This window comes from Actinomadura sp. K4S16 (genome assembly GCF_008327685.1).
Classification (GTDB): domain Bacteria; phylum Actinomycetota; class Actinomycetes; order Streptosporangiales; family Streptosporangiaceae; genus Spirillospora.
This window is the reverse complement of sequence record NZ_BDDE01000015.1, coordinates 361,292-381,407: the sequence shown is the minus strand read 5'-3', so window position 1 is coordinate 381,407 and position 20,116 is coordinate 361,292. Positions and strand designations below refer to the sequence as shown.

At 73.0% G+C, this 20,116-nt stretch carries 23 protein-coding genes; 19 read left to right on the top strand and 4 right to left on the bottom strand.

Annotation, left to right across the window (positions count from 1 at the left end; all coding sequences use genetic code 11):
- Positions 1–14 precede the first annotated feature (14 nt).
- A complete protein-coding gene (locus tag K4S16_RS22915) occupies positions 15–2,165 on the top strand; it encodes an acyl-CoA dehydrogenase (RefSeq protein WP_149261043.1) in 2,151 nt (716 codons plus the stop codon).
- A gap of 49 nt (positions 2,166–2,214) precedes the next feature.
- Here K4S16_RS22915 and K4S16_RS22910 read toward each other — a convergent pair whose 3' ends face one another.
- The 3 genes from K4S16_RS22910 to K4S16_RS22900 form a co-directional block, all read right to left on the bottom strand.
- On the bottom strand, positions 2,215–3,255 hold the full coding sequence (locus K4S16_RS22910) for an aldo/keto reductase (RefSeq protein WP_149261042.1): 1,041 nt from the start codon (positions 3,253–3,255) through the stop codon (positions 2,215–2,217).
- Positions 3,256–3,331: 76 nt separating this feature from the next.
- Positions 3,332–4,138, bottom strand: coding sequence for a hydrogenase nickel incorporation protein HypB (hypB, locus tag K4S16_RS22905; RefSeq protein ID WP_149261041.1), 807 nt, complete (start codon positions 4,136–4,138; stop codon positions 3,332–3,334).
- Positions 4,131–4,469 (bottom strand): hydrogenase maturation nickel metallochaperone HypA, encoded by a 339-nt coding sequence (locus K4S16_RS22900; protein WP_149261040.1) that lies wholly within the window; start codon positions 4,467–4,469, stop codon positions 4,131–4,133. The genes hypB and K4S16_RS22900 overlap by 8 nt, the downstream gene beginning before the upstream one ends.
- Before the next feature lie 181 nt (positions 4,470–4,650).
- Here K4S16_RS22900 and K4S16_RS22895 point away from each other — a divergent pair, with 181 nt between their 5' ends.
- The 16 genes from K4S16_RS22895 to hypE all read left to right on the top strand — a co-directional run bounded on the left by K4S16_RS22895 (position 4,651) and on the right by hypE (position 16,187).
- Positions 4,651–5,700, top strand: a complete 1,050-nt coding sequence (locus tag K4S16_RS22895) for a hydrogenase expression protein HypE (RefSeq protein WP_149261039.1) — start codon at positions 4,651–4,653, stop codon at positions 5,698–5,700.
- Positions 5,701–5,829: 129 nt separating this feature from the next.
- Positions 5,830–7,635, top strand: a complete 1,806-nt coding sequence (locus tag K4S16_RS22890) for a nickel-dependent hydrogenase large subunit (RefSeq protein ID WP_149261038.1) — start codon at positions 5,830–5,832, stop codon at positions 7,633–7,635.
- The gene (locus K4S16_RS22885; protein WP_149261037.1) at positions 7,635–8,120 is read left to right on the top strand and encodes a hypothetical protein; all 486 of its coding nucleotides are present in this window, start codon (positions 7,635–7,637) and stop codon (positions 8,118–8,120) included. Before K4S16_RS22890 ends, K4S16_RS22885 begins: the two co-directional genes overlap by 1 nt.
- Positions 8,117–8,785 carry a DUF5947 family protein gene (locus K4S16_RS22880; RefSeq protein WP_149261036.1) on the top strand — a complete coding sequence of 223 codons (669 nt, stop codon included), beginning with the start codon at positions 8,117–8,119 and terminating at the stop codon, positions 8,783–8,785. Before K4S16_RS22885 ends, K4S16_RS22880 begins: the two co-directional genes overlap by 4 nt.
- Entirely contained in the window at positions 8,782–8,985 is a 204-nt protein-coding gene (locus K4S16_RS22875) for a hypothetical protein (RefSeq protein WP_149261035.1), read from the top strand. The genes K4S16_RS22880 and K4S16_RS22875 overlap by 4 nt, the downstream gene beginning before the upstream one ends.
- A gap of 108 nt (positions 8,986–9,093) precedes the next feature.
- On the top strand, positions 9,094–9,765 hold the full coding sequence (locus K4S16_RS22870; protein WP_149261034.1) for a DUF6084 family protein: 672 nt from the start codon (positions 9,094–9,096) through the stop codon (positions 9,763–9,765).
- Complete coding sequence (locus K4S16_RS22865; protein ID WP_149261033.1) at positions 9,753–10,745, top strand: hypothetical protein; 993 nt, start codon at positions 9,753–9,755, stop codon at positions 10,743–10,745. The genes K4S16_RS22870 and K4S16_RS22865 overlap by 13 nt, the downstream gene beginning before the upstream one ends.
- Positions 10,742–11,518, top strand: coding sequence for a hydrogenase maturation protease (locus tag K4S16_RS22860; RefSeq protein WP_235036995.1), 777 nt, complete (start codon positions 10,742–10,744; stop codon positions 11,516–11,518). The genes K4S16_RS22865 and K4S16_RS22860 overlap by 4 nt, the downstream gene beginning before the upstream one ends.
- The gene (locus tag K4S16_RS44425; RefSeq protein ID WP_160160996.1) at positions 11,515–11,673 is read left to right on the top strand and encodes a DUF6893 family small protein; all 159 of its coding nucleotides are present in this window, start codon (positions 11,515–11,517) and stop codon (positions 11,671–11,673) included. Before K4S16_RS22860 ends, K4S16_RS44425 begins: the two co-directional genes overlap by 4 nt.
- Positions 11,674–11,696: 23 nt before the next feature.
- On the top strand, positions 11,697–12,215 hold the full coding sequence (locus K4S16_RS22855; RefSeq protein WP_149261032.1) for a DUF892 family protein: 519 nt from the start codon (positions 11,697–11,699) through the stop codon (positions 12,213–12,215).
- Positions 12,212–12,808, top strand: coding sequence for an SIS domain-containing protein (locus K4S16_RS22850; RefSeq protein ID WP_149261031.1), 597 nt, complete (start codon positions 12,212–12,214; stop codon positions 12,806–12,808). Before K4S16_RS22855 ends, K4S16_RS22850 begins: the two co-directional genes overlap by 4 nt.
- Complete coding sequence (locus K4S16_RS22845) at positions 12,805–13,011, top strand: HypC/HybG/HupF family hydrogenase formation chaperone (protein ID WP_160160995.1); 207 nt, start codon at positions 12,805–12,807, stop codon at positions 13,009–13,011. Before K4S16_RS22850 ends, K4S16_RS22845 begins: the two co-directional genes overlap by 4 nt.
- Before the next feature lie 5 nt (positions 13,012–13,016).
- Positions 13,017–13,685, top strand: a complete 669-nt coding sequence (locus K4S16_RS22840) for an SIS domain-containing protein (protein ID WP_149261030.1) — start codon at positions 13,017–13,019, stop codon at positions 13,683–13,685.
- The gene (locus K4S16_RS22835; RefSeq protein WP_149261029.1) at positions 13,685–13,954 is read left to right on the top strand and encodes a HypC/HybG/HupF family hydrogenase formation chaperone; all 270 of its coding nucleotides are present in this window, start codon (positions 13,685–13,687) and stop codon (positions 13,952–13,954) included. The genes K4S16_RS22840 and K4S16_RS22835 overlap by 1 nt, the downstream gene beginning before the upstream one ends.
- Entirely contained in the window at positions 13,954–15,123 is a 1,170-nt protein-coding gene (hypD, locus tag K4S16_RS22830) for a hydrogenase formation protein HypD (protein ID WP_149261028.1), read from the top strand. Before K4S16_RS22835 ends, hypD begins: the two co-directional genes overlap by 1 nt.
- Positions 15,120–16,187 (top strand): hydrogenase expression/formation protein HypE, encoded by a 1,068-nt coding sequence (gene hypE / locus K4S16_RS22825; RefSeq protein WP_149261027.1) that lies wholly within the window; start codon positions 15,120–15,122, stop codon positions 16,185–16,187. The genes hypD and hypE overlap by 4 nt, the downstream gene beginning before the upstream one ends.
- Here hypE and K4S16_RS22820 read toward each other — a convergent pair.
- Positions 16,170–17,417 carry an MFS transporter gene (locus tag K4S16_RS22820; RefSeq protein WP_235036994.1) on the bottom strand — a complete coding sequence of 416 codons (1,248 nt, stop codon included), beginning with the start codon at positions 17,415–17,417 and terminating at the stop codon, positions 16,170–16,172. The genes hypE and K4S16_RS22820 overlap by 18 nt on opposite strands.
- A gap of 79 nt (positions 17,418–17,496) precedes the next feature.
- On the opposite strand from K4S16_RS22820, the gene K4S16_RS22815 reads away from it, so the two are divergent.
- Together K4S16_RS22815 and K4S16_RS22810 are read left to right on the top strand one after the other, a co-directional pair.
- Positions 17,497–18,459, top strand: coding sequence for a LysR family transcriptional regulator (locus tag K4S16_RS22815; RefSeq protein WP_149261025.1), 963 nt, complete (start codon positions 17,497–17,499; stop codon positions 18,457–18,459).
- Positions 18,460–18,654: 195 nt separating this feature from the next.
- Positions 18,655–19,659, top strand: coding sequence for a sulfotransferase (locus tag K4S16_RS22810; protein WP_149261024.1), 1,005 nt, complete (start codon positions 18,655–18,657; stop codon positions 19,657–19,659).
- The last annotated feature ends 457 nt before the right edge of the window (positions 19,660–20,116 follow it).

Here is a 20,116-nt window from a genome sequence, read left to right as displayed (position 1 = left end):
AACTTGGAGGGGCCATGGCGATCGCGATCGGCGACGAACACCGCGAGCTGGCACGGACGGCGCGCGCGTTCCTGCGCGACCAGAAGGCGCGGGCGGCGAACCGCGCGCTGCTGGACGCGGAGCAGGAGACCCTGCCCGCCTTCTGGACGGGGTTCGCCGCACTGGGGCTGCTCGGCCTGCACCTTCCCGAGGAGCACGGCGGCGGGGGAGCGGGCCTCCCGGAGCTCGTCGTGGTCGCCGAGGAGCTCGGCCGCGCCGCCGCGCCGGGCCCGATGCTGCCGACGATGATCGCGTCCGCCGTGCTCGCCGCGGCGGAGGACGAGGAACCGCGGGCCCGGCTGCTGCCCGGCCTCGCGTCGGGCGCGACCCCGGCGGCCCTCGGCCTGGACGGGGCGCTCACCGTGAGCGGCGGCGCCGCCACCGGGGACGCGGGCGTCGTGCTGGGCGGCGGCCTCGCGGAGCTGCTCGTCCTGCCCGCCGGGGACGACATGGTGGTCGTGCGGGCGGACGCACCGGGCGTCACCGTCGAGGTGCCCGAGAACCTGGACCCGGCCCGCCGCTCCGCGCGCGTCCGGCTCGACGGCGCCGCCGTGGAGGTCCTCCCCGGGGCCCGCGCGCACGCGACCGCCGTGGCCCGGACGCTGATGTCCGCGGAGGCCGTCGGGGGCGCGCTGGAATGCGTCGACGCGGCCACCGCGTACGCCAAGGTGCGCCGGCAGTTCGGGCGGCCGATCGCGACGTTCCAGGCCGTCAAGCACCACTGCGCGAACATGCTCGTCGCCGCGGAGCTGGCCACGGCCGCGGTGTGGGACGCGGCGCGGGCCGCGTCCGGTCCGGCCGACCAGTTCGAGCTGGCCGCGGCCGTCGCGGCGGCGCTCGCCCTGCCCGCCTTCACCTCCAACGCGGGCCTGAACATCCAGGTCCACGGCGGGATCGGCTTCACCTGGGAGCACGACGCCCACCTGCTGCTGCGCCGGGCCGCGACGCTGGAGGCCGTCGGCGACCCGCACGCGGCGGAGCGCGACGTGACCCGGCTGCGGGTGGCCGGGGTCGTCCGGGAGACGAGCCTCGACCTGCCGCCCGAGGCGGAGGCGCGGCGCGCGGAGATCCGCGAGCTTGCCCGGGAGATCGCCGCGCTGCCCAAGGCCGAGCAGCGCGAGAGGCTCATCGAGACCGGCTACGTCCAGCCGCATTGGCCGCGCCCCTGGGGCGTGGAGGCGAGCGCCGGGCTCCAGCTCGTCATCGAGGACGAGTTCCGCGCCGCAGGTGTGAAGCGCCCGCAGCTCGGCATCACCGGCTGGGTGATCCTCACACTCGTCCAGCACGGGACGCAGGACCAGATCGACCGGTGGGTGCGTCCGGCGCTCACCGGCGAGGAGGTCTGGTGCCAGCTGTTCAGCGAGCCCGACGCCGGATCGGACGCCGCGGCCGTCAAGACCCGCGCCGTCAAGGTGGACGGCGGCTGGCTCGTCAACGGCCAGAAGGTGTGGACGAGCGGCGCCCAGTACTGCCGCTGGGGCTTCGCGACCGTCCGCACCGACCCGGACGCGCCGAAGCACTCCGGCGTCACGATGGTCGTCATCGACATGCACCACCCCGGCGTGGAGGTCCGGCCGCTGCGCCAGACGACCGGCGCCTCCGACTTCAACGAGGTGTTCTTCTCCGACGTCTTCGTCCCCGACGCCGACGTCGTGGGGGAGCCGAACAAGGGCTGGTCGGTCGCCCGCGCCACCCTCGGCAACGAGCGGGTCAGCATCGGCGGCGGCGTCGGAGGCCCGCCCGGACCCGACGTGTTCCGGCTCTACACCGAGCGCGGTGCCCGCGTCCCGGCGGCGGCCGAGCGGGTCGGCGCGTACGCGGCCGAGGAGCAGGCCCTCCGGCTGCTCAACCTCCGCTCGGCCGAGCGCGCCGTCGCGGGCGGTGAGCCGGGCCCCGAGGGGAACATCACCAAGCTCGTCCTCGCCGAGCACGGCCACGCCACCGCGGCGCTCCTCGCCGAGTTCGCCGGCCCCGAGACCGCGTTCAACGAGGGGCTCGGCCAGTTCGCGGGCCTGATGCGCCTCGGGTCGCGCGGCATCTCCATCGCGGGCGGCACCTCCGAGATCACCCGCAACCAGATCGCCGAGCGCATCCTCGGCCTGCCCCGCGACCCGCTGATCCGCTGACGGGACGGTCCGGCCCCGGCGCGGTCACGCCGGGGCCGGGGCCTTGCGTTCACGACCGGCGGCGGTGGGCCGGCTCCAGGGACGGGTTGCCGGTCATGTGCCTGATGCCGGCCATGTCGGTGCCGGGCGGGACGACCTCGTCGATGGCGTCGAGGGTGGCCGCGTCGAGCCGGACGTCGGCGGCGGCGAGCAGGTCCTCCAGCTGCGCCATCGTCTTCGGGCCGATGATCGTCGAGGTGATGGCCGGGTGCTCGGCGACGAACCCGAGGGACAGGTGGGTCAGCGAGAGGCCCGCCTGCTCGGCGATCTTGGTGAGCCGCTCCACGGCGTCGTAGCGCGCGGAGGTGCTGGGGTCGGTGTCGACGGTGCGGCCCCGCCACACCGGGCTGTCCGAGGGGGCGAAGCGGGCGCCCTCGGGGGCCTGCTCGCCGCGCCGGTACTTGCCGGTGAGCCAGCCGCCGGCGAGCGGGCTCCACGGGATGACGCCCATCCCGTGCCGCCGCGCCGCGGGCAGCATGGACTCCTCGATCGACCGGGCGAAGATCGAGTACTGCGGCTGCTCGCAGACGAACCGGACGCCGCCCCGGCGCTCGGCGGCCCACTGCGCCTCGACGATCCAGTCGGCGGGGAAGGAGGACGACCCGACGTACAGCACCTTGCCCTGGCGGACGAGGTCGGTCAGGGCGTCGAGCGTCTCCTCGAGGTCGGTCTCCCAGTCGCGGCGGTGCATCTGGTACAGGTCGATGCGGTCGGTGCCGAGGCGGCGCAGGCTGTCCTCCACGGCACGGACGATGTAGCGCCGGGAGCCGCCCCGGGCGTTGCGCGCGTCGTCGTCGAGCGGGAAGAAGAACTTGGTCGCGAGGACGACGTCGTCGCGGCGGCCCTTGAGGGCCTTCCCGACGATCTTCTCGCTCTCCCCGGTGGAGTACATGTCGGCGGTGTCGATGAAGTTGATGCCGGCGTCCAGCGCCCGGTGGACGATCCGCTCGGACTCGCCGTGGTCGGGGTTGCCGACGGCGCCGAACATCATCGCACCGAGGGTCTGGGTGCTGACCTCGACGCCGGTACGGCCGAGCTTGCGGTACTGCATGCGTGCTCCTCGTTAGGCGAACGCGAGGAACGCTAGGTGCTGGAGCGCGCTCCAGGTCAAGCGCGGTCAAGCGCGGTCAGGCGCCGGACGCCGTCTCGGCGAGCCAGTCGTACCAGGCGTCCAGGCCGTCGCCGCGGGTCGCCGAGACGGGCAGCACGCGCAGCCCGGGGCACAGCCGGCGGGCCGCGTCCCGGCAGGCGTCCATGTCGAAGTCGACGTACGGCAGCAGGTCGGTCTTGTTGACCAGCAGGACGTCCGCGCCGCGGAACATGTGCGGGTACTTCAGCGGCTTGTCGTCGCCCTCGGTGACGGACATGAGCACGACGCGGGCCCGCTCGCCGAGGTCGAACAGCGCCGGGCAGACGAGGTTGCCGACGTTCTCGACGAACACCGTGGAGCCGTCCGGCGGGGCCAGCGCGGCCAGCGCCCCGGCCACCATCCCGGCGTCGAGATGGCAGCCGGCGCCCGTGTTGACCTGGACGGTCCGGGCCCCGGCCGCGGTGAGGCGCCGCGCGTCCAGCAGCGTCTCCTGGTCGCCCTCGATCACCGAGATCGGACGGTCGCGGCTCAGGTCGGCGACCGTGCGCTCCAGCAGCGTGGTCTTCCCCGAACCGGGGGAGCTCATCACGTTGAGCGCGACGATGCCGCGTTCGGCCAGCCACGCCCGGTTCCGGCCGGCCAGCTCGTCGTTGCGGGCCAGCACCCTGCGGCCCAGCGGCACGACGTGCCCCTCCTCCTCCCCGAGGTCGTCCTCCAGGTCGTGTACGAGATCGTGGACGTGCCCGTGGACGTGCCCGGCGGTTTCGCCGTGGACGTGCCCGGGGGCCGTCAGGGTCGTCAGGCGCGCGGCGTCCTCGCCGTCGCAGCCGCAGTTCTCACACATCGTCGGCGACCTCCACCGCCTTGATCGTCAGGTCGGCGCCGCCGCTGATGACCACGTCGGCACTGCCGCACGGGCACACCGCGAGCGGATCGCGCGCGGGGAACGAGGCCCCGCAGGCGGTGCAGTCGCCGACGCCCTCCGGCTCGGTGATGTCGAGCCGCGCGCCCTCGACGCACGTCCCCTCGCCGGCCAGTTCGAAGCAGAAACGCACCGCGTCCGGCATGACTCCGGAAAGTCTCCCTATTTCGAGGTGGACCACCACCACCCGCGAATCGGGCAATTGGGTGGAAATTGCCGCTATGACGCTCTCCGTGACGGCCAATTCGTGCACGCGTCCTCCCGGCCCGCTTCCATTGCCCCACCGCCGTTCTGCTGCCCCGATCTCCCCAGTTCAAACGGTGTGTTTACCGAACCGAGGAAAGGGGTTGAGGCGCTTTTCGGGCGGTGTTTCGCGCCGTTCCCGCAGGGCAACCGCAAGAGGTGATGACCGCAGCCGGTCGAGGGGGGAAGCGATGACGAGCGTCGCTCCGGCGGAGCCGCTGACGGACGAGATCCACATTCTGTGGACGTCCGAGGGAATGAGCTGCGACGGGGACACGGTCTCGGTGACCGCGGCCTCGCTGCCGAGCATCGAGGACGTCGTCCTCGGCGCGATACCGGGCCTGCCGAAGGTCCACCTGCACAACAAGGTGCTGGCCTACGAGAACGGCGACGAGTTCATGGAGGCGTTCCGCCAGGCCGCGCGCGGCGAGCTGTCGCCGTTCGTCCTCGTCGTCGAGGGCTCGATCCCGAACGAGAACATCAACGGGGACGGCTACTGGACGTCGATGGGCAACGACCCGGAGACCGGCGAGCCGATCACGCTGAACGAGTGGATCGACCGGCTCGCGCCGAAGGCGTGGGCGGTCGTCGCGGCCGGGACCTGCGCGACCTACGGCGGCATCCACGCGATGGCGGGCAACCCGACCGGATGCATGGGCCTCGCCGACTACCTCGGCTGGGACTTCCGCTCCGCGGGCGGGCTGCCGATCGTGAACGTGCCGGGCTGCCCGGTCCAGCCGGACAACTTCATGGAGACGCTGCTCTGGGTGCTGCACCAGGCGGCCGGGCTGGCGCCGGTCATCCCGCTGGACGAGAAGCTGCGGCCGACGTGGCTGTTCGGCAAGACCGTCCACGAGGGCTGCGACCGCGCCGCCTACTACGAGCAGGCCGACTTCGCGCGCGACTACAACTCGCCGAAGTGCCAGGTCAAGATCGGCTGCTGGGGCCCGGTGGTGAACTGCAACGTCACCAAGCGCGGCTGGATGGACGGCGTCGGCGGCTGCCCCAACGTGGGCGGCATCTGCATCGGCTGCACGATGCCCGGCTTCCCGGACAAGTTCATGCCGTTCATGGACGAGCCGCCCGGGGCGAGCCTGTCCACCACGCTGCTGAGGTCCTACGGGCCGTTCATCCGGACGATGCGGTCGATCACCAACAGGGGCGCGAACCGGGAGCCGAAGTGGCGCCACAACCGGGAGCGGCTGACCAGCGGCTACCAGCCCCGCTGGCCGCACCAGTGAGCGGCGGCCGTACCGCCGCCGGGCCGGCGGCGGCACGGCCCGACCAGGAAAGACACGAGCGGAGGACGGCCGCGCCGGGGACGGCGGACGGGCCGCGGAACAGGGGCGAGCGATGAAGCGGGGCGAGTCATGAAGCAGGGGACGGCGGCGCGCGGCGAACGGGCGGCCACGCAGGCGGGCCTCGTGGAGGTGGCGTTCGACCCGATCACCCGGATCGTCGGCAACCTCGGCATCTACACCAAGATCGATTTCGCGAACGGGCAGGTGGCCGAGTGCCGGAGCACCTCGTCCATCTTCCGCGGCTACAGCGTGTTCATGAAGGGCAAGGACCCGCGCGACTCGCACTTCATCACGAGCCGGATCTGCGGCATCTGCGGCGACAACCACGCGACCTGCTCTATCTACGCACAGAACATGGCGTACGGGATAAAGCCCCCGCCGCTCGCCGACTGGATCATCAACCTCGGCGAGGCCGCCGAGTACATGTTCGACCACACGCTCTTCCAGGACAACCTGGTCTTCGTCGACTTCTGCGAGCGGATGGTCGCCGAGACGAACCCGAGCCTGCTGGCGACGGCGAAGAACACCGACGCGCCGCGCGGCTCCGTGCACGGGTTCCGCAAGATCGCCGACATCATGACGGCGTTCAACCCGTTCGAGGGCTCGGTCTACAAGGAGGCCCTCCAGCTCAGCCGCATCACCCGCGAGATGATCTGCCTGATGGAGGGGCGCCACGTCCACCCGTCGACGCTGTATCCGGGCGGCGTGGGGACGGTCGCGACGCCGCAGGTGTTCACCGACTACCTCGTCCGGCTGACGCGCTGCCTCGACTTCGTCAAGCGGGCCGTCGCGATGAACGACGACATCTTCGACTTCTTCCTGGAGGCGCTGCCCGGCTACGACCAGGTCGGCCGGCGGCGGACGCTGCTCGGCTGCTGGAGCGCCTTCCAGAACCCGGACGTCTGCGACTACGACTACCGGCACATGTCCGAGTGGGGGCGGGCCGCCTACGTCACCCCGGGCATCGTCGTGGACGGGGAGCTCCTCACGACGGACCTGGTCGACATCAACCTCGGCATGCGGATCCTGCTGGGCAGCTCCTACTACGACGACTGGGTCAACGAGGAGACCTTCGTCAAGGAGGACCCGCTCGGCAACCCGATCGACCAGCGGCACCCGTGGAACCAGACGACGCTGCCGAACCCGCAGAAGCGCGACCTCGACGGCGGCAAGTACAGCTGGGTGATGAGCCCGCGCTGGCGCCACCCCGAGACCGGCGACCACCTCGCCCTCGACACCGGCGGCGGGCCGCTCGCCCGGCTGTGGGCGACCGCGCTGGCCGGCGAGGTGGACACCCCGTACGTCCGCTCCACCGGGCACAGCGTCCAGATCGACCTGCCGAAGACGCCCGGCATGCCGGAGGTCAACCTGGAGTGGAAGCCGCCGCAGTACGCCAACACGATCGAGCGCGACCGGGCCCGCGCCTACTTCATCGCCTACGCGGCGGGGATGGCGCTGTACTTCGCCGAGAAGGCCCTCGACGAGGTCAGGGGCGGGCGGACGAAGGTGTTCACCGACTTCGACGTCCCGGACGAGGCGATCGGCTGCGGGTTCCACGAGGCCGTGCGCGGCGTGCTGTCGCACCACCTCGTCATCCGCGACGGCAAGATCGCCAACTACCACCCGTACCCGCCGACGCCGTGGAACGCCAGCCCGCGCGACTCCTACGGCACGCCCGGCCCGTACGAGGACGCCGTCCAGGGCCAGCCGATCTTCGAGGAGAACGGCCCGGACGACTTCAAGGGCATCGACATCATGCGGACCGTCCGCAGCTTCGACCCGTGCCTGCCGTGCGGCGTGCACATGTACGTCGGCAACGGCCGGACGATCGAGAAGCGGCACTCCCCGATGTTCGGCGCCCAGGAAGAGCACTGATGGGCTGGGACGACGAGCGCGTGCGGGAGCACGTCCGGCGCCTGGAGGGGCTGCTCGACGGCCTCGACCCGGCGGCGCACCAGGCCGTCCAGGCGCTGGTGGAGCTGTACGGGGAGGCCCTCGACCGGATCGTGCGGCTCACCGCGGACGCCTCCGCCCTCGCCGGCGACGAGCTGGTCGGCCACCTGCTGGCCATGCACGGCCTGCACCCGGAGACGCCGGAGGCGCGGGTCGGGCGGGCGCTCGCCGCGCTGGAGGGGTTCCTCGGCAAGCACCGCACGTCGGTGGAGTTCGCCGGGATCGACGGGGCGGCGGTGCGGCTGAAGGTCGCGACCGAGGGGCGCGCCGCCGCGCCCCGCCCGGTGCTGGACGCCGTGGAGCGGGCGGCCCTGGCCGCGGCGCCGGAACTGGAGCGGGTCGAGATCGAGGCGCCCGCGCCGGAGAAGGTGCTGATCACCCTGGACCAGGTGCGGAGCCGCGCATGACGCCCGCGCTGTCCACGCCGAGGCTGGCGGCGCTGGCCTCGGCGCCGCCGCTCCCGCCGCCGGCGGCCGAGGCCGAGGAGCAGTGCGACCTGTGCGCCGAACCCGTGCGCGGCGCGCACCGGCACCTGCTCGACCTGGACAAGGGCGAGCTGCTGTGCGCGTGCGGGGCGTGCACCCTGCTGTTCGACGGCCGGGCGGCGGGCGGGCGGCACTACCGGCTCGTCCCGGACCGGCGGCGCGAACTGACCGGCTTCCGGCTGGACGGCCCGCTGTGGGCGGGCCTCGGCATCCCCGTCGACCTGGCCTTCTTCTCCGTCTCGGAGCTGGGCGAGGTCACCGCCCGCTACCCGAGCCCGGCCGGCGCGCTGCGCGCGGCCGTGCACGCGGAGAACTGGCGGCGCGTGGCCGACGCCAACCCCGTCCTGGCGGAGCTGCGCCCGGACGTGGAGGCGCTCGTCGTGCACCGGGCGCGGGGCGCGGCCGAGCACTGGATCCTCCCGATCGACGACTGCTACCGGCTCACCGCCCTGCTGCGCGAGCACTGGACGGGCTTCACCGGCGGCGACGCGGTCTGGGAGCGCATCGGCGCGTTCTTCGCGGAGTTGAGGGCGGCCGGTGGGAAGGCGGCGCAGGCAGGCACCGAGGAGAAGAGGAGAACACGATGATCAAGGTGGGGAAGCCCGACGTCTCGCCCGACAAGCCCTCGCACACGAGGGGCGTCCACGAGGGCAACGCGACGGGCAACTACGACAAGCAGGTCGGGCACCTGCCCGACGGCACGTCCACCGCGGCCCGCTCGACGGGGATCAACCCGGCGGCCCGCGGCCCGATCCTCGACTCGATGCCGAATTTGTCTCCGGCATGAGCGAAGCGAACCGGGGGGCGTGGGGGGTCGCCCCCCCTCGAAGGAGCAGGGCATGAGCGAAGCGAAGCGGGGGGCGTGGGGGGGCGTCCCCCCTCGGGGAGGCGGAGCATGAGTTCGACACCGGAGCTCGGGCTCGATCTGCTCGGGATCGAGGCGGAGGCGTACGCGGCTACGCCGACGCTGAGCCTGCGGGTCGGGCTGCGGCGGCTGGACGGCGGGCCCGTGCAGTGCGTCCTGCTCACCACGACGGTGACGATCGCGGCGGCGCGCCGCGGCTACGACGACGCCGAGCGCGACCGGCTCGCCGGGGTGTTCGGCCCGCCGGAGATGTGGGACCGGTCGCTGCACGGCCTGACCTGGGCGCGCGTCGGCGCCACCGTGCCGACGTTCCGCGGGGAAACCGAGGTGGCGCTGTCCCTGCCGTGCGGGCACGACATGCAGGTGGCGGCCGACCGCTACCTGCACGCGCTCGGCGGCGGCGACGTCCCGCTCGACCTGACCTTCAACGGCACGGTGTTCTACCCCGGCGAGGACGGCAGGCTGCGCACCATGCAGATCCCGTGGCACCACGAGGCCACCGGCGACCTGCCCCTCCAGGCGTGGCGGGACCTGATGGGCCGCTACTACGGCACCGCCCGCTGGCTGCGCCTGGACGACGACTGCTTCGGCCGCCTGTCGGCCTACCGGGCCCGCCGCGCGCACTCCTCGTTCGACGACACGGTCGACGAGCTGCTGCGGCACGCCGAGAGCCGACGTGAGGAGGAAGAGTGGACCGCGTAAGGGCCATCGCGGACACCGTCCTCTACGAGGGGTACCTCCTCTGGCCGTACCGCCGGTCGGCCCTGAAGAACCGCCAGCGCTGGACGATCGGCGGCGTCTACCCGCGCGGCTACGCCGAGCGGAACAGCGACCGCTGGACGGTCCACGCCGAGTTCCTCATGGAGGCGGGCCCCGGCGCGGAGGTCGAGGTCACGCTGCGCTTCCTGCACGCGGTGCACCGCCAGGTGATGAACGGCGACGCCCCGGTGGACGAGATCCGCGTCGGGAACGAGATCTGCACCACCTGGCAGGAGGCCCGAGAACGCGAACTCACCAGCGGGCCGGTCGCGGTCGAGCGCCTCGTGCGCGCCCCCGTCCAGGTCCCCGTCGAGGTCGCGGCGGGCAGCGAAGAGGAGGCCGTGAACGGCAGGGGGCCGTGCGGAGGCGGCGGGGTGCGGTTCGTCCGGTCGTGGGAGCGGGTGGACGGACGGGTCGAGGTCTCGGCCGTGCCCGCCGGGGACGGCGCGGTGCGGCTGCGCGTGGAGGTCGTCAACACCGGCGCCGCCGACGAGCGCGAGGACGCCGTGCGGGCCGGGATGCTGTGCGCGCACGTCGTGGCGCACACCGGCGGCGGCGCGTTCGTCTCGCTCACCGACCCGCCGGAGCGGCTCGCGCAGGCGGCGGCGGAGTGCGGCAAGGACGGGCTGTGGCCGGTGCTCGCGGGCGAGCCGGGCGGCCACGACACCGTGCTCGCGGCGCCGATCGTCCTCTACGACTGGCCGCAGGTGGCGCCGGAGAGCCCCGGCGACCTGTTCGACGGGACGGAGATCGACCGGCTGCTGATCCTCAGCGTGCTCAGCCTCACCGAGGACGAGCGGCGGGAGATGGCGGCGACCGATCCGAAGGCGCGGCGGATCCTGGAGCGGTGCGACGCGCTGTCGTCCGGTGAGCTGCTGGCGCTGCACGGGACGTTGCGGGATCCGCGGAAGGACGTGTGGTGAGCGGGGGAGAGATGGGCACGGGCGGGCGGGAGACGGCACCCGGGAGCCGGGTCAGGCTGCGTCCCCGCGGGGGCGCCGACATCTTCGACCTGGCGCTCGTCGGGCGCACCGCCGTCGTCGAGCGCGTCGAGGAGGACATGGAGGGCGGGGTGCACCTGGTCGTCGCGCTGGACGACGACCCGGGCCGCGACCTCGGCCCCCGCAACCAGCTCGGGCACCGCTTCTTCGTCCGGCCGGACGAGGTCGAGCCGCTGCCCGGGGAGGCGCCGGACCGCAGGGTCCTCGTCGCGGGGATCGGCAACGTGTTCCACGGCGACGACGGGTTCGGCGTGGAGGTCGTCCGGCGGCTGGAGACGCGGCCGCTGCCGCCCGGCGTGGACGTCGTCGACTTCGGCATCCGCGGCATCGACCTGATGTACGCGCTCGGCGACGGCTACGGGGCGGCGGTCCTGGTCGACGCCGCCGAGCGCGGCCACCCGCCGGGCACCGTGTCGCTGGTCGAGCCCGGCCCGGACGACTTCGGCGGCGTCGCGGTGGACGCGCACGGCCTCGACCCGGCGCAGGTGCTGCGGCTGGCCAGGGACAACGGCCCGGTCCCGCCGCGCATCCTGCTCGTGGCGTGCGAGCCGGCGGCGCGGACCACGGACGCCACCTGGGAGATGCGGCTCAGCGCGCCGGTCGAGGCGGCGGTCGGGGAGGCCGCCGCGCTGGTCGAGCGGCTGCTCGCGGAGGAATTCACGCAGGAACTCGCGCAGGAGGGAGCGGGGAGATGAAGGCGAACGGACGGAGAGTGGAGATCAAGAAGGGGTTCTGCATCGGCGCGGGCGGGGCCCGGGTGATGCTCGCGCTGGTCGCGGTCGGCGCGGTCGTGCTGGTCGTCAGGGAGCTTCCGGGGCTGCGCCGGTACCTCAAAGCCGAGTCGATGTGATCGGGGACGCGGAGCGGACGCTCATGACGTCGATCGAGCGGCGCCTCGTCGGCCAGCTGAAGGAGGCGCACGCGCTCCAGGAGCACGCCGAGGCCGCGCTGAGCGAGATGCTGACCGCGGCGGCGGACGAGCCGGACCTCTCCCGGCCGCTCGGCCACTACGCCGAGCGGTCCCGGGCGTACACGAGGGCGGTCGAGGCGCGGCTGCACGCGCACGGGGCGTCGCCGAGCATCGCCCGCGACGCGGGGTCGCTGCTCGCGTCGGTGGTGGAGGCCGGGGTCGGGCGCGGCCACCGCGACCCCGTGCGGCACATGCGGGACGCCTACGTCGCCGTCCACCTGCAGATCTCGGCGGGCGAGACGCTGCGCCGGTTCGCCGAGCGCGCCGGGGACCGGGAGACGGCGGCGGTCGCGGCGGCGATGTGCGAGGACGCCCACGCGATGTCGCACGAGCTGTCGGACCGCTGGGACATCGCCGTGGAGATGTCGCTGCGCGCCCGCGGCGCCGGGCACTCCCCGCCATCCGCGGGGGGCGGGCGATGACCGCGGCCGTGGCGGAGGTGTTCCGGCGGCGCGCGGAGCCGGCGGCCGCGCTCGCCGACGCGGCGGGCGCCATCGCCGCCGCCTGCCACGCGATGGCGGCCCGGTTCCACCGCGGGGGGCGCCTGCTCACCTTCGGGACCGGCGCCGCCGCCACCGACGCGCAGCACGTCGCGGTCGAGTTCGTGCACCCGGTGATCGTCGGCAAGCGGGCGCTGCCCGCGCTGTCGCTCACCGGCGACGTCGCGACGCTCACCGGCGTCTGCGCCGACGCCGGGTTCGACGACGTGTTCGCGCACCAGGTCCGCTGCTTCGGCGGCCCGGACGACATCGCGCTCGGGATCTCGCCGGACGGCCGCTGCGGCAGCGTCCGGCGCGCCCTGGAGTGCGCCCGGGAGCTCGGCATGCTGACGGTCGCGCTGGCGGGCGGGGACCCCGGAGCGCTCGCCGGGGCGGTCGACCACCTGGTCACCGTGCCGTCCGACGACCCGCGCGTCGTGAAGGAGGTGCACGTCACCGCGTACCACGTGCTGTGGGAGCTGGTCCACGTGTTCCTGGAGCAGCCGGCCGTGCTCGACCAGGAGGTGACCGCGTGACCGGATGCACGGGCGACCACTGCGTGACCTGCGCGGACGAGGCCGTCCCGGTCGTCGTCGCGCGGCTCCTCGACGGCGGTCTCGCGGACGTCGACGTCGGCGGCGGGCGGCTCGAACGGGTCAGCGTGGCACTGGTGGACGCCGGTGTCGGCGACACCGTGCTCGTCCACGCCAAGGAGGCGATCGGGGTCGTGGCGACGTGACCGACATGCTCTATCCCTTCCTGTACGCGGGCGGCTCGGGGCTGGACACCCTGCTGGAGGACGTGCGCCGCTCGACGCGCGAGAAGGCCGGCGACATCGTCCGGCTGCGCGAGACCGTCCTGGAGGAGTACGGCGAGGACCTCGCGGCCTGCGCCGCGCGGATGGCGGGCGCGTTCCGCTCCGGCGGCCGGCTGTTCGCGTTCGGGAACGGCGGCAGCTCGACGGACGCGCAGGACGTCGCGGCGCTGTTCCTCCACCCGGGCGGGTCCGCGCGGCCGCTGCCGGCGCTGGCGCTCACGACCGACGCCGCCGTCGTCACCGCGCTGTCCAACGACATCGGGTTCGAGGTGGTGTTCGCGCGTCAGCTCGCCGCGTTCGGGCGTCCCGGCGACATCGCGCTGGCGCTGTCCACCAGCGGGAACTCCGACAACCTGATCGCCGCGCTGCGGGAGGCGGAGCGGCGCGGGATGGTGACGGTCGGGCTCGCCGGATACACCGGGGGGCAGATGGCGGAGATGCCCGGCCTGCACCACCTGTTCACCGTGCCCTCGTCGTCGGTGCACCGCATCCAGGAGGCGCAGACGACGGTCTACCACGCCCTCTGGGAACTGACCCAGCACGAACTGACCCAGCACGAACTCGCACAGCAGGGATCGACGGGGGAGGCTTTCTGATGTGCCTGGCGATACCGGGCGAGATCGTGGAGATCATGCCGGACCGCCCGGTGGCGAAGGTGGACGTGACCGGCGTCCGGCGGGCGGTGAACACCGCCCTGCTGGACGGGGAGCGGCTCGCCGCGGGCGACTGGGTCCTCATCCATGTCGGGTTCGCCATGTCCAAGATCGACGAGGCCGAGGCGCGGGCGACGCTGGCGCTGCTGGAGGGCCTCGGCGAGGCCTATGACGACGAGATCGACGCGCTGCGGGAATCGAGGATCGACTGATGCGCTACGTCGACGAGTACCGGGATTCGGAGCGGGCGCGGGCGCTCGCGGCCTCGATCGCCTCGCTGTGCGAGCCCGGGCGGCACTACAAGTTCATGGAGGTGTGCGGCGGCCACACGCACACCATCTACAAGCACGGCCTGGAGGACTACCTGCCCGAGTCCATCTCGCTGGTGCACGGGCCGGGATGCCCGGTGTGCGTGATCCCGATGGGGCGGGTGGACGACGCGATCCACATCGCGTCCCAGCCGGACGTCATCATGACGTCGTTCGGCGACATGATGCGGGTGCCGGGCGGCAAGGGGTCGTTCCTGGACGCCAAGGCCGCCGGCGCCGACATCCGGATGGTGTACTCGCCGCTGGACGCGCTGAGGATCGCCGAGCGTAACCCGTCGCGGCGCGTGGTGTTCATGGGCATCGGGTTCGAGACGACCGCGCCGTCCACGGCCATGACGGTGCTGCGGGCGGCGGCGGCGGGCATCGAGAACTTCTCGGTGTTCTGCAACCACGTGACGATCCTTCCGGCGATCAAGGCGATCCTCGATTCGCCGGACCTGCGCCTGGACGGCTTCCTCGGCCCGGGGCACGTGTCGACCGTCATCGGCTGCCGGCCCTACTCGTTCATCACCGGCGACTACGGCAAGCCCCTGGTCGTCGCCGGGTTCGAGCCGCTGGACATCCTGCAGGCCGTGCACATGCTGCTGGTCCAGCTGGCCGAGGGCCGCTCGGAGGTGGAGAACCAGTACGGCCGGGTCGTCCCGTGGGACGGCAACCCCAGGGCGCTGGACGCGATCTCCAAGGTCATGGAGCTGCGGCCGTACTTCGAGTGGCGCGGCCTCGGCTTCATCTCGCACTCCGCGCTCCGGATGAAGGAGGAGTACGCCGCCTTCGACGCCGAGCGCATCTTCGAGATCCCGGGCGGCCGGGTCGCCGACCCGAAGGCGTGCCAGTGCAGCGAGGTGCTCAAGGGCGTCCTGAGGCCGTGGGAGTGCAAGGTCTTCGGGACCGCCTGCACCCCGGAGACGCCGATCGGCACGTGCATGGTCTCGTCCGAGGGCGCGTGCGCCGCGTACTACAACTTCGGCCGCTTCACCCGCGAGCGGATCATCGAGGTCGGCCGGACGAGGCAGCCGGAGAACCCCGGCCAGGTAAGGGAGACAGTTCGATGACCGTCCGCGAGGAGCAGGTGCTGGAACGGATCGAGCGCGCGCGGGGCCGCAAGGCCAGGCTGCGCGAGGACGCCATCACGCTCGCGCACGGCTCCGGCGGCAAGGCCACCCACACGCTGATCGAGGCGGTGTTCCGGGAGGCGTTCGCCAACCCGCTCCTGGACCGGCTGGACGACTCGGCGCGGTTCGCGGTGAACGGCGCCGAGCTCGCCTTCACCACCGACTCCTACGTCGTGTCGCCGCTGTTCTTCCCCGGCGGCGACATCGGCGACCTGGCCGTCAACGGGACCGTCAACGACCTCGCGGTCTGCGGCGCGCGCCCGCTGCACCTGTCGGCCGGGTTCATCCTCGAAGAGGGCTTCCCCGTCGCCGACCTGCGCCGCATCACCGAGTCGATGCGGCGTGCGGCCGACGCGGCGGGCGTCGACATCGTCACCGGGGACACCAAGGTCGTCGAGCGCGGGAAGGCCGACGGCTGCTACATCAACACCGGCGGCGTGGGGGTCGTGCGCTCCCGGCTGTCCGGGGAGCTCCGGCCCGGCGACGCCGTGCTGGTGACGGGGCCGATCGGGGAGCACGGCGTCACGATCATGCTGGCCCGCGGCGAGCTCGACTTCGAGGCCGACGTCGAGTCGGACACCGCGCCGCTGACCTGCCTGCTCGCCGACCTGGCCGACGCGTGCCCGGGCGGCGTCCGGCGGATGCGGGACGCGACCCGGGGCGGCGTCGCGACCGTCCTCAACGAGCTGGCGTCGGACGCCGGGGCGGCCGTGGCGGTGGACGAGGACGCGATCCCGGTGCGGCCGGCCGTCCGGGGCGCGTGCGAGCTGCTCGGGATCGACCCGATGTACGTCGCGTGCGAGGGCCGCGCCGTGGTCGTGGTCGCCCCCGAGTGCGAGCAGGCCGCGCTGGCGGCGCTGCGGGCCCACCCGCTCGGCGAGGAGGCCGCGGTCATCGGCCGCGTGACCGACGACCCGTCCGGCCTCGTCCTGCTGCGGACGGCCTTCGGCGGCACCCGCATCGTGGACCTCCTCGTCGGCGACCCGCTACCGCGCATCTGCTGACGCGGGACGGCCCCGGCGGACGCCGGCGAGCGTGACGAGCAGCGACGCCGCCGTCAGCGCCGCCCCGAACCAGAGGACGCTCCTGACCCCCAGATGGTCGGCGAACAGCCCGCCGAACAGGGCGCCGACCGCGATGGAGGTGTTGTAGGCCATGGTGTTCAGCGACATCGCGGCCTCGAAGGTGTCGGGCGCGGCGGCGAGCGTCATGTTGACCTGGCACAGCTGCCAGGCGCCGAAGGACACGCCCCACAGGACGAGCAGGACGACCGGCGCGGCCGTCCAGTGCCCGATCGCGAGCAGGAGCAGCAGGGACGCCACGAGCCCCGAGCAGGCGGTGACGAAGGTGGCCCGCAGGTGCCTGGTCGCGGTGTGCCCGGCGACGAAGTTCCCGACCGCGCCGCCGATGCCGTAGGCCATCAGGAGCCCGGTGATGGCCGCGGGGGAGGCGTTCGCGTCGCCCTCCAGGAACGGCCGCACGAAGGTGTAGGCGCCGAAGTGGCCGAGCACGAACAGCACGACGGTGACCATCACCGTCCGGAGCGGCACGTTCCTGACCGGCAGGAGGAAGACCTCCCGGACCGGCACCGCGTTCCGCGACGGCAGTGACGGGATCACGGCGGCGACCGTGAGGAGCACCAGCGCGCTGAGGCCGCTCCAGATGAGGAACGTCGTCCGCCAGCCGGTGAGGTCCTCGAGGAGCGTCCCGAGCGGCATGCCCGCCACCGCGGCGATCGAGATGCCGGACATCACCACCGCGGCCGCCCTGTTCGCGTGGCGCTCCGGGACGAGGCGCATCGCCATGCTCACGCCGATGGCCCAGAACACCCCGTTGGCGAACCCCATGGCGAGCCGCGTCGCCAGCAGCAGCGGAAAGTTCGGGGAGACGGCGGTGACCAGGTTCCCCGCCGCCAGGACCGCGAGCAGCGCCGACAGCAGGACGCGCCGGTTGACGCGCCTGGTCCACGCCACGATGAACGGCACGCCCAGCCCGGCCGAGATGCCGTAGACGGTGACCATCAGCCCGGCGACCCCGACCGAGACGCCCAGGCTGGTGCTCACCGGAGTGAGGATGCCGACGGGCATCAACTCGGTGGTGAGGAAGGCGAACAGGCTCGCCGTGATCGCCGCGACCCCCAGCCATGCCCGCAGGGCCGCCGGGGTCCGCTCCTCGGGTGCGGCCGGGCTCTCGGCCGTCTTCTCGTTCTCGCTTGTCGGCGCGTTCTTGTCCACCCCCGGAGTCTCGCCAGGGAGCCATTGATGAGTCCAACACATGTTTGTCATCTGATTGATCGTGATTCACGATGGATCGATGGAGCTCCAGCAGATGCGCTACGTGGTCGCGGTGGCCGAGACGGCGAACTTCACCCGCGCGGCCGAGCGGTGCCGGGTCGTCCAGTCGGCGCTGAGCCACCAGATCGCCCGGCTGGAACGCGAGCTCGGCACCCGCCTCTTCGACCGGACGAGCCGCCGGGTGCGGCTGACCCCGGCGGGGGAGGCCTTCCTCCTCGCCGCCCGGCAGGCCCTCGACGCCGCGGACCGGGCCCGCGCCGAGGTCGCGGCGGTGTCCGGCGAGATCCGCGGCCGGCTCGCCATCGGCGCGATCCCCACCGTGACGGCGGTGGACCTGCCGAACGCGCTGAAGGACTTCCACGTCCGCCATCCGCAGGTGCGGATCACGCTGCGCCTGGGCGGGAGCGCGGAGATGGCCGAGCGGGTGCGGCAGGGCACGCTGGACGTGGCGTTCCTCGGGCTGCCGCGCAGCGCGCAGCCGAAAGGCGTCCACGGCCGCGTCCTGGCCCGCGGTGAACTGGTCGCGGTGGTCGCCCCCGGGCACCCGCTGGCCGCGGCGGCGGACGTCGACCTGCGGGGGCTCTCGGACGAGGTGTTCGTCGACTTCTCCGCCGGGACGGCCGGGCGCGCGCAGTCCGACGAGGCTTTCGCCGCCGCCGGGGTCGTCCGGGACGTCGCCTTCGAGGTGACGACCCCGGACCTCGTGGTGCGGCTGGTCCGGCTCGGCCTGGGCGTCGGCATGCTGCCCGCCGCCTACGTCACCGGGGTCGCCGGCCTGCACGTCATCGAACTCCGCGACCCGCCCACCCGGGTGGAGCACATGATCTGGAGCCGCCTGGGCCCGTCCCCGGCCGCCGCCGCTTTCCTGGCGGGCCTGGACGTCCCGGCGGCCACCGCCCCACCTCGCGGCGCAACACCGGAAACGCCAGGGCCGGAAAAGGGCGGGGCGCCGCCGGACGAGGTCGAAGCCGCCGGGCGGTGAACCACTCCGGCGGCTTCGACTCCGTCCGGCGGCGCATATCCCGCGCCCTATGCGGAGACCAAGAAACCGCTTGTTGGCATTACATGGCCGACAATTGGGGACCGACCGGCCCACCGGCCCGCAGGCCTGCGCTTTTCACGTGATGTTGAGATCCGCTTGGGCGTTCTTCGCGGGGGGCGCGGGTACCCGCTGGCCATGACAGGGGAATCGTGCCGGCCGGTCTTCGTCCTCGGGTGCCCGAGGTCGGGGACGACGCTGCTCCAGCAGATGCTCCACTCGCACCGGCGCATCGCGTTCCCGTCCGAGACGCGGTTCGTGCACACCGCCTACGAGGCCCGGCACCGGTTCGGCGACCTGGAGCGGCCGGAGAACCGGCGCGCGCTGGCCGAGTGGATCACCAGCGGCGAGGGCACCAAGTTCAAGGTCCTGCGGCTGGACGCCGCCGCCGTGGTCGAGGAGATCGTGCAGGGGCCGCCGACGCTCGGCTCGGCGATCGCGGCCGTGTTCCGCGCCTACGCCCGCCGGCACGGCAAGCCGCGCTGGGGGGACAAGCGGCCGAGCTACTTCCGCCGGGTGCCGATGCTCCGGCGGATGTTCCCCGACGCCCAGTTCATCCATCTCGTCAGGGACGGACGGGACGCGGTGAGCTCCCTGATGCGGATGCCGTGGTTCCACGGCGACATCCACACCGCCGCGCTGACATGGCGGGAGGCGGTCGACACCGGCATGCGCCTGCGCGCCCGCCTCGGCCCCGCCACGTTCTACGAGTTCCGCTACGAGGACCTGGTCGCCGACCCTGAGGACGCCCTGACGCGGCTCTGCGAGTTCCTCGGCGAGGAGTACGACCCCGGGATGAGGACGGCGCACCGGCACGCCCGGCAGACGGTGCCGTCCACGCGGAAGTGGCACCTGCGCACGCACGAGGAGGTCAACGCCCGCCGGGTCGGGGCCTGGCGCGACCGCCTGGAGGGCTGGGAGGCGGACTTCGTCCAGTACGTTCTCGCGTCGCGGCTGCGCCGCCACGGCTACGCGCTGACGGAGGGGGCCCGTCCTCCGGCCGGGCAACTCGTAAGATTCCACCGGCTCGCGGTGTACCGGTGGCGGTCGCGGCACGCGCGGGCGGTCCTCGCCCGGCTCGCGGAGGCGCGCGAGCCCAACCCCGTCGTGTCGTGCCTGGACGGCCCTGTAAGCGTGTCCTGACCGACTGATGGCTCCTGCCGGTTGGACAGATGAACCTTGCCTCTTGGTAAGACCGGCGCCGCGGGGCCGCGCGGCACCCGGTCGAAGGGTTGTCCGAAATTCTCATGGAACGTGCCCGGGGTGCGGTCGGCGGAGCGGCGCCCCGGGGCCGAGCCGGTTGGGGAACGGCGCAGGTCGCGTGCCGCCGGGGGGCCCGCGGGGGTGGACGTATCGGTGGGGCGCGGGGTGAGGGCGTGCCCGCCCGGCCCGCGCTGGGCCCTAATCGGAAGTGGTTACTGATCGGTAACTTCTCGCCGTTTTTACCGTACCACTGACTCGGTTTACAGGACGGAGACACCTTCGTGTCCGATCGTTCACAGCCGGATCGAGACACGCCCACCATTTGGTTGTATCTTGCGTGTTGCTCGTCTTCCGTTACCAATCGCGATTGATTCGATGATCCTCTGACAAAGGAGGA

What these genes read in the sequence shown, in the direction of transcription:
- K4S16_RS22915 (WP_149261043.1), top strand. Translation starts at nt 15, where the DNA reads ATGGCGATCGCGATCGGCGACGAACACCGCGAGCTGGCACGGACGGCG.
- K4S16_RS22910 (WP_149261042.1), bottom strand. Translation starts at nt 3,255, where the DNA reads ATGCAGTACCGCAAGCTCGGCCGTACCGGCGTCGAGGTCAGCACCCAG.
- hypB (WP_149261041.1), bottom strand. Translation starts at nt 4,138, where the DNA reads ATGTGTGAGAACTGCGGCTGCGACGGCGAGGACGCCGCGCGCCTGACG.
- K4S16_RS22895 (WP_149261039.1), top strand. Translation starts at nt 4,651, where the DNA reads ATGACGAGCGTCGCTCCGGCGGAGCCGCTGACGGACGAGATCCACATT.
- K4S16_RS22890 (WP_149261038.1), top strand. Translation starts at nt 5,830, where the DNA reads ATGAAGCAGGGGACGGCGGCGCGCGGCGAACGGGCGGCCACGCAGGCG.
- K4S16_RS22885 (WP_149261037.1), top strand. Translation starts at nt 7,635, where the DNA reads ATGGGCTGGGACGACGAGCGCGTGCGGGAGCACGTCCGGCGCCTGGAG.
- K4S16_RS22880 (WP_149261036.1), top strand. Translation starts at nt 8,117, where the DNA reads ATGACGCCCGCGCTGTCCACGCCGAGGCTGGCGGCGCTGGCCTCGGCG.
- K4S16_RS22875 (WP_149261035.1), top strand. Translation starts at nt 8,782, where the DNA reads ATGATCAAGGTGGGGAAGCCCGACGTCTCGCCCGACAAGCCCTCGCAC.
- K4S16_RS22870 (WP_149261034.1), top strand. Translation starts at nt 9,094, where the DNA reads ATGAGTTCGACACCGGAGCTCGGGCTCGATCTGCTCGGGATCGAGGCG.
- K4S16_RS44425 (WP_160160996.1), top strand. Translation starts at nt 11,515, where the DNA reads ATGAAGGCGAACGGACGGAGAGTGGAGATCAAGAAGGGGTTCTGCATC.
- K4S16_RS22855 (WP_149261032.1), top strand. Translation starts at nt 11,697, where the DNA reads ATGACGTCGATCGAGCGGCGCCTCGTCGGCCAGCTGAAGGAGGCGCAC.
- K4S16_RS22850 (WP_149261031.1), top strand. Translation starts at nt 12,212, where the DNA reads ATGACCGCGGCCGTGGCGGAGGTGTTCCGGCGGCGCGCGGAGCCGGCG.
- K4S16_RS22840 (WP_149261030.1), top strand. Translation starts at nt 13,017, where the DNA reads ATGCTCTATCCCTTCCTGTACGCGGGCGGCTCGGGGCTGGACACCCTG.
- K4S16_RS22835 (WP_149261029.1), top strand. Translation starts at nt 13,685, where the DNA reads ATGTGCCTGGCGATACCGGGCGAGATCGTGGAGATCATGCCGGACCGC.
- hypD (WP_149261028.1), top strand. Translation starts at nt 13,954, where the DNA reads ATGCGCTACGTCGACGAGTACCGGGATTCGGAGCGGGCGCGGGCGCTC.
- hypE (WP_149261027.1), top strand. Translation starts at nt 15,120, where the DNA reads ATGACCGTCCGCGAGGAGCAGGTGCTGGAACGGATCGAGCGCGCGCGG.
- K4S16_RS22815 (WP_149261025.1), top strand. Translation starts at nt 17,497, where the DNA reads ATGGAGCTCCAGCAGATGCGCTACGTGGTCGCGGTGGCCGAGACGGCG.
- K4S16_RS22810 (WP_149261024.1), top strand. Translation starts at nt 18,655, where the DNA reads ATGACAGGGGAATCGTGCCGGCCGGTCTTCGTCCTCGGGTGCCCGAGG.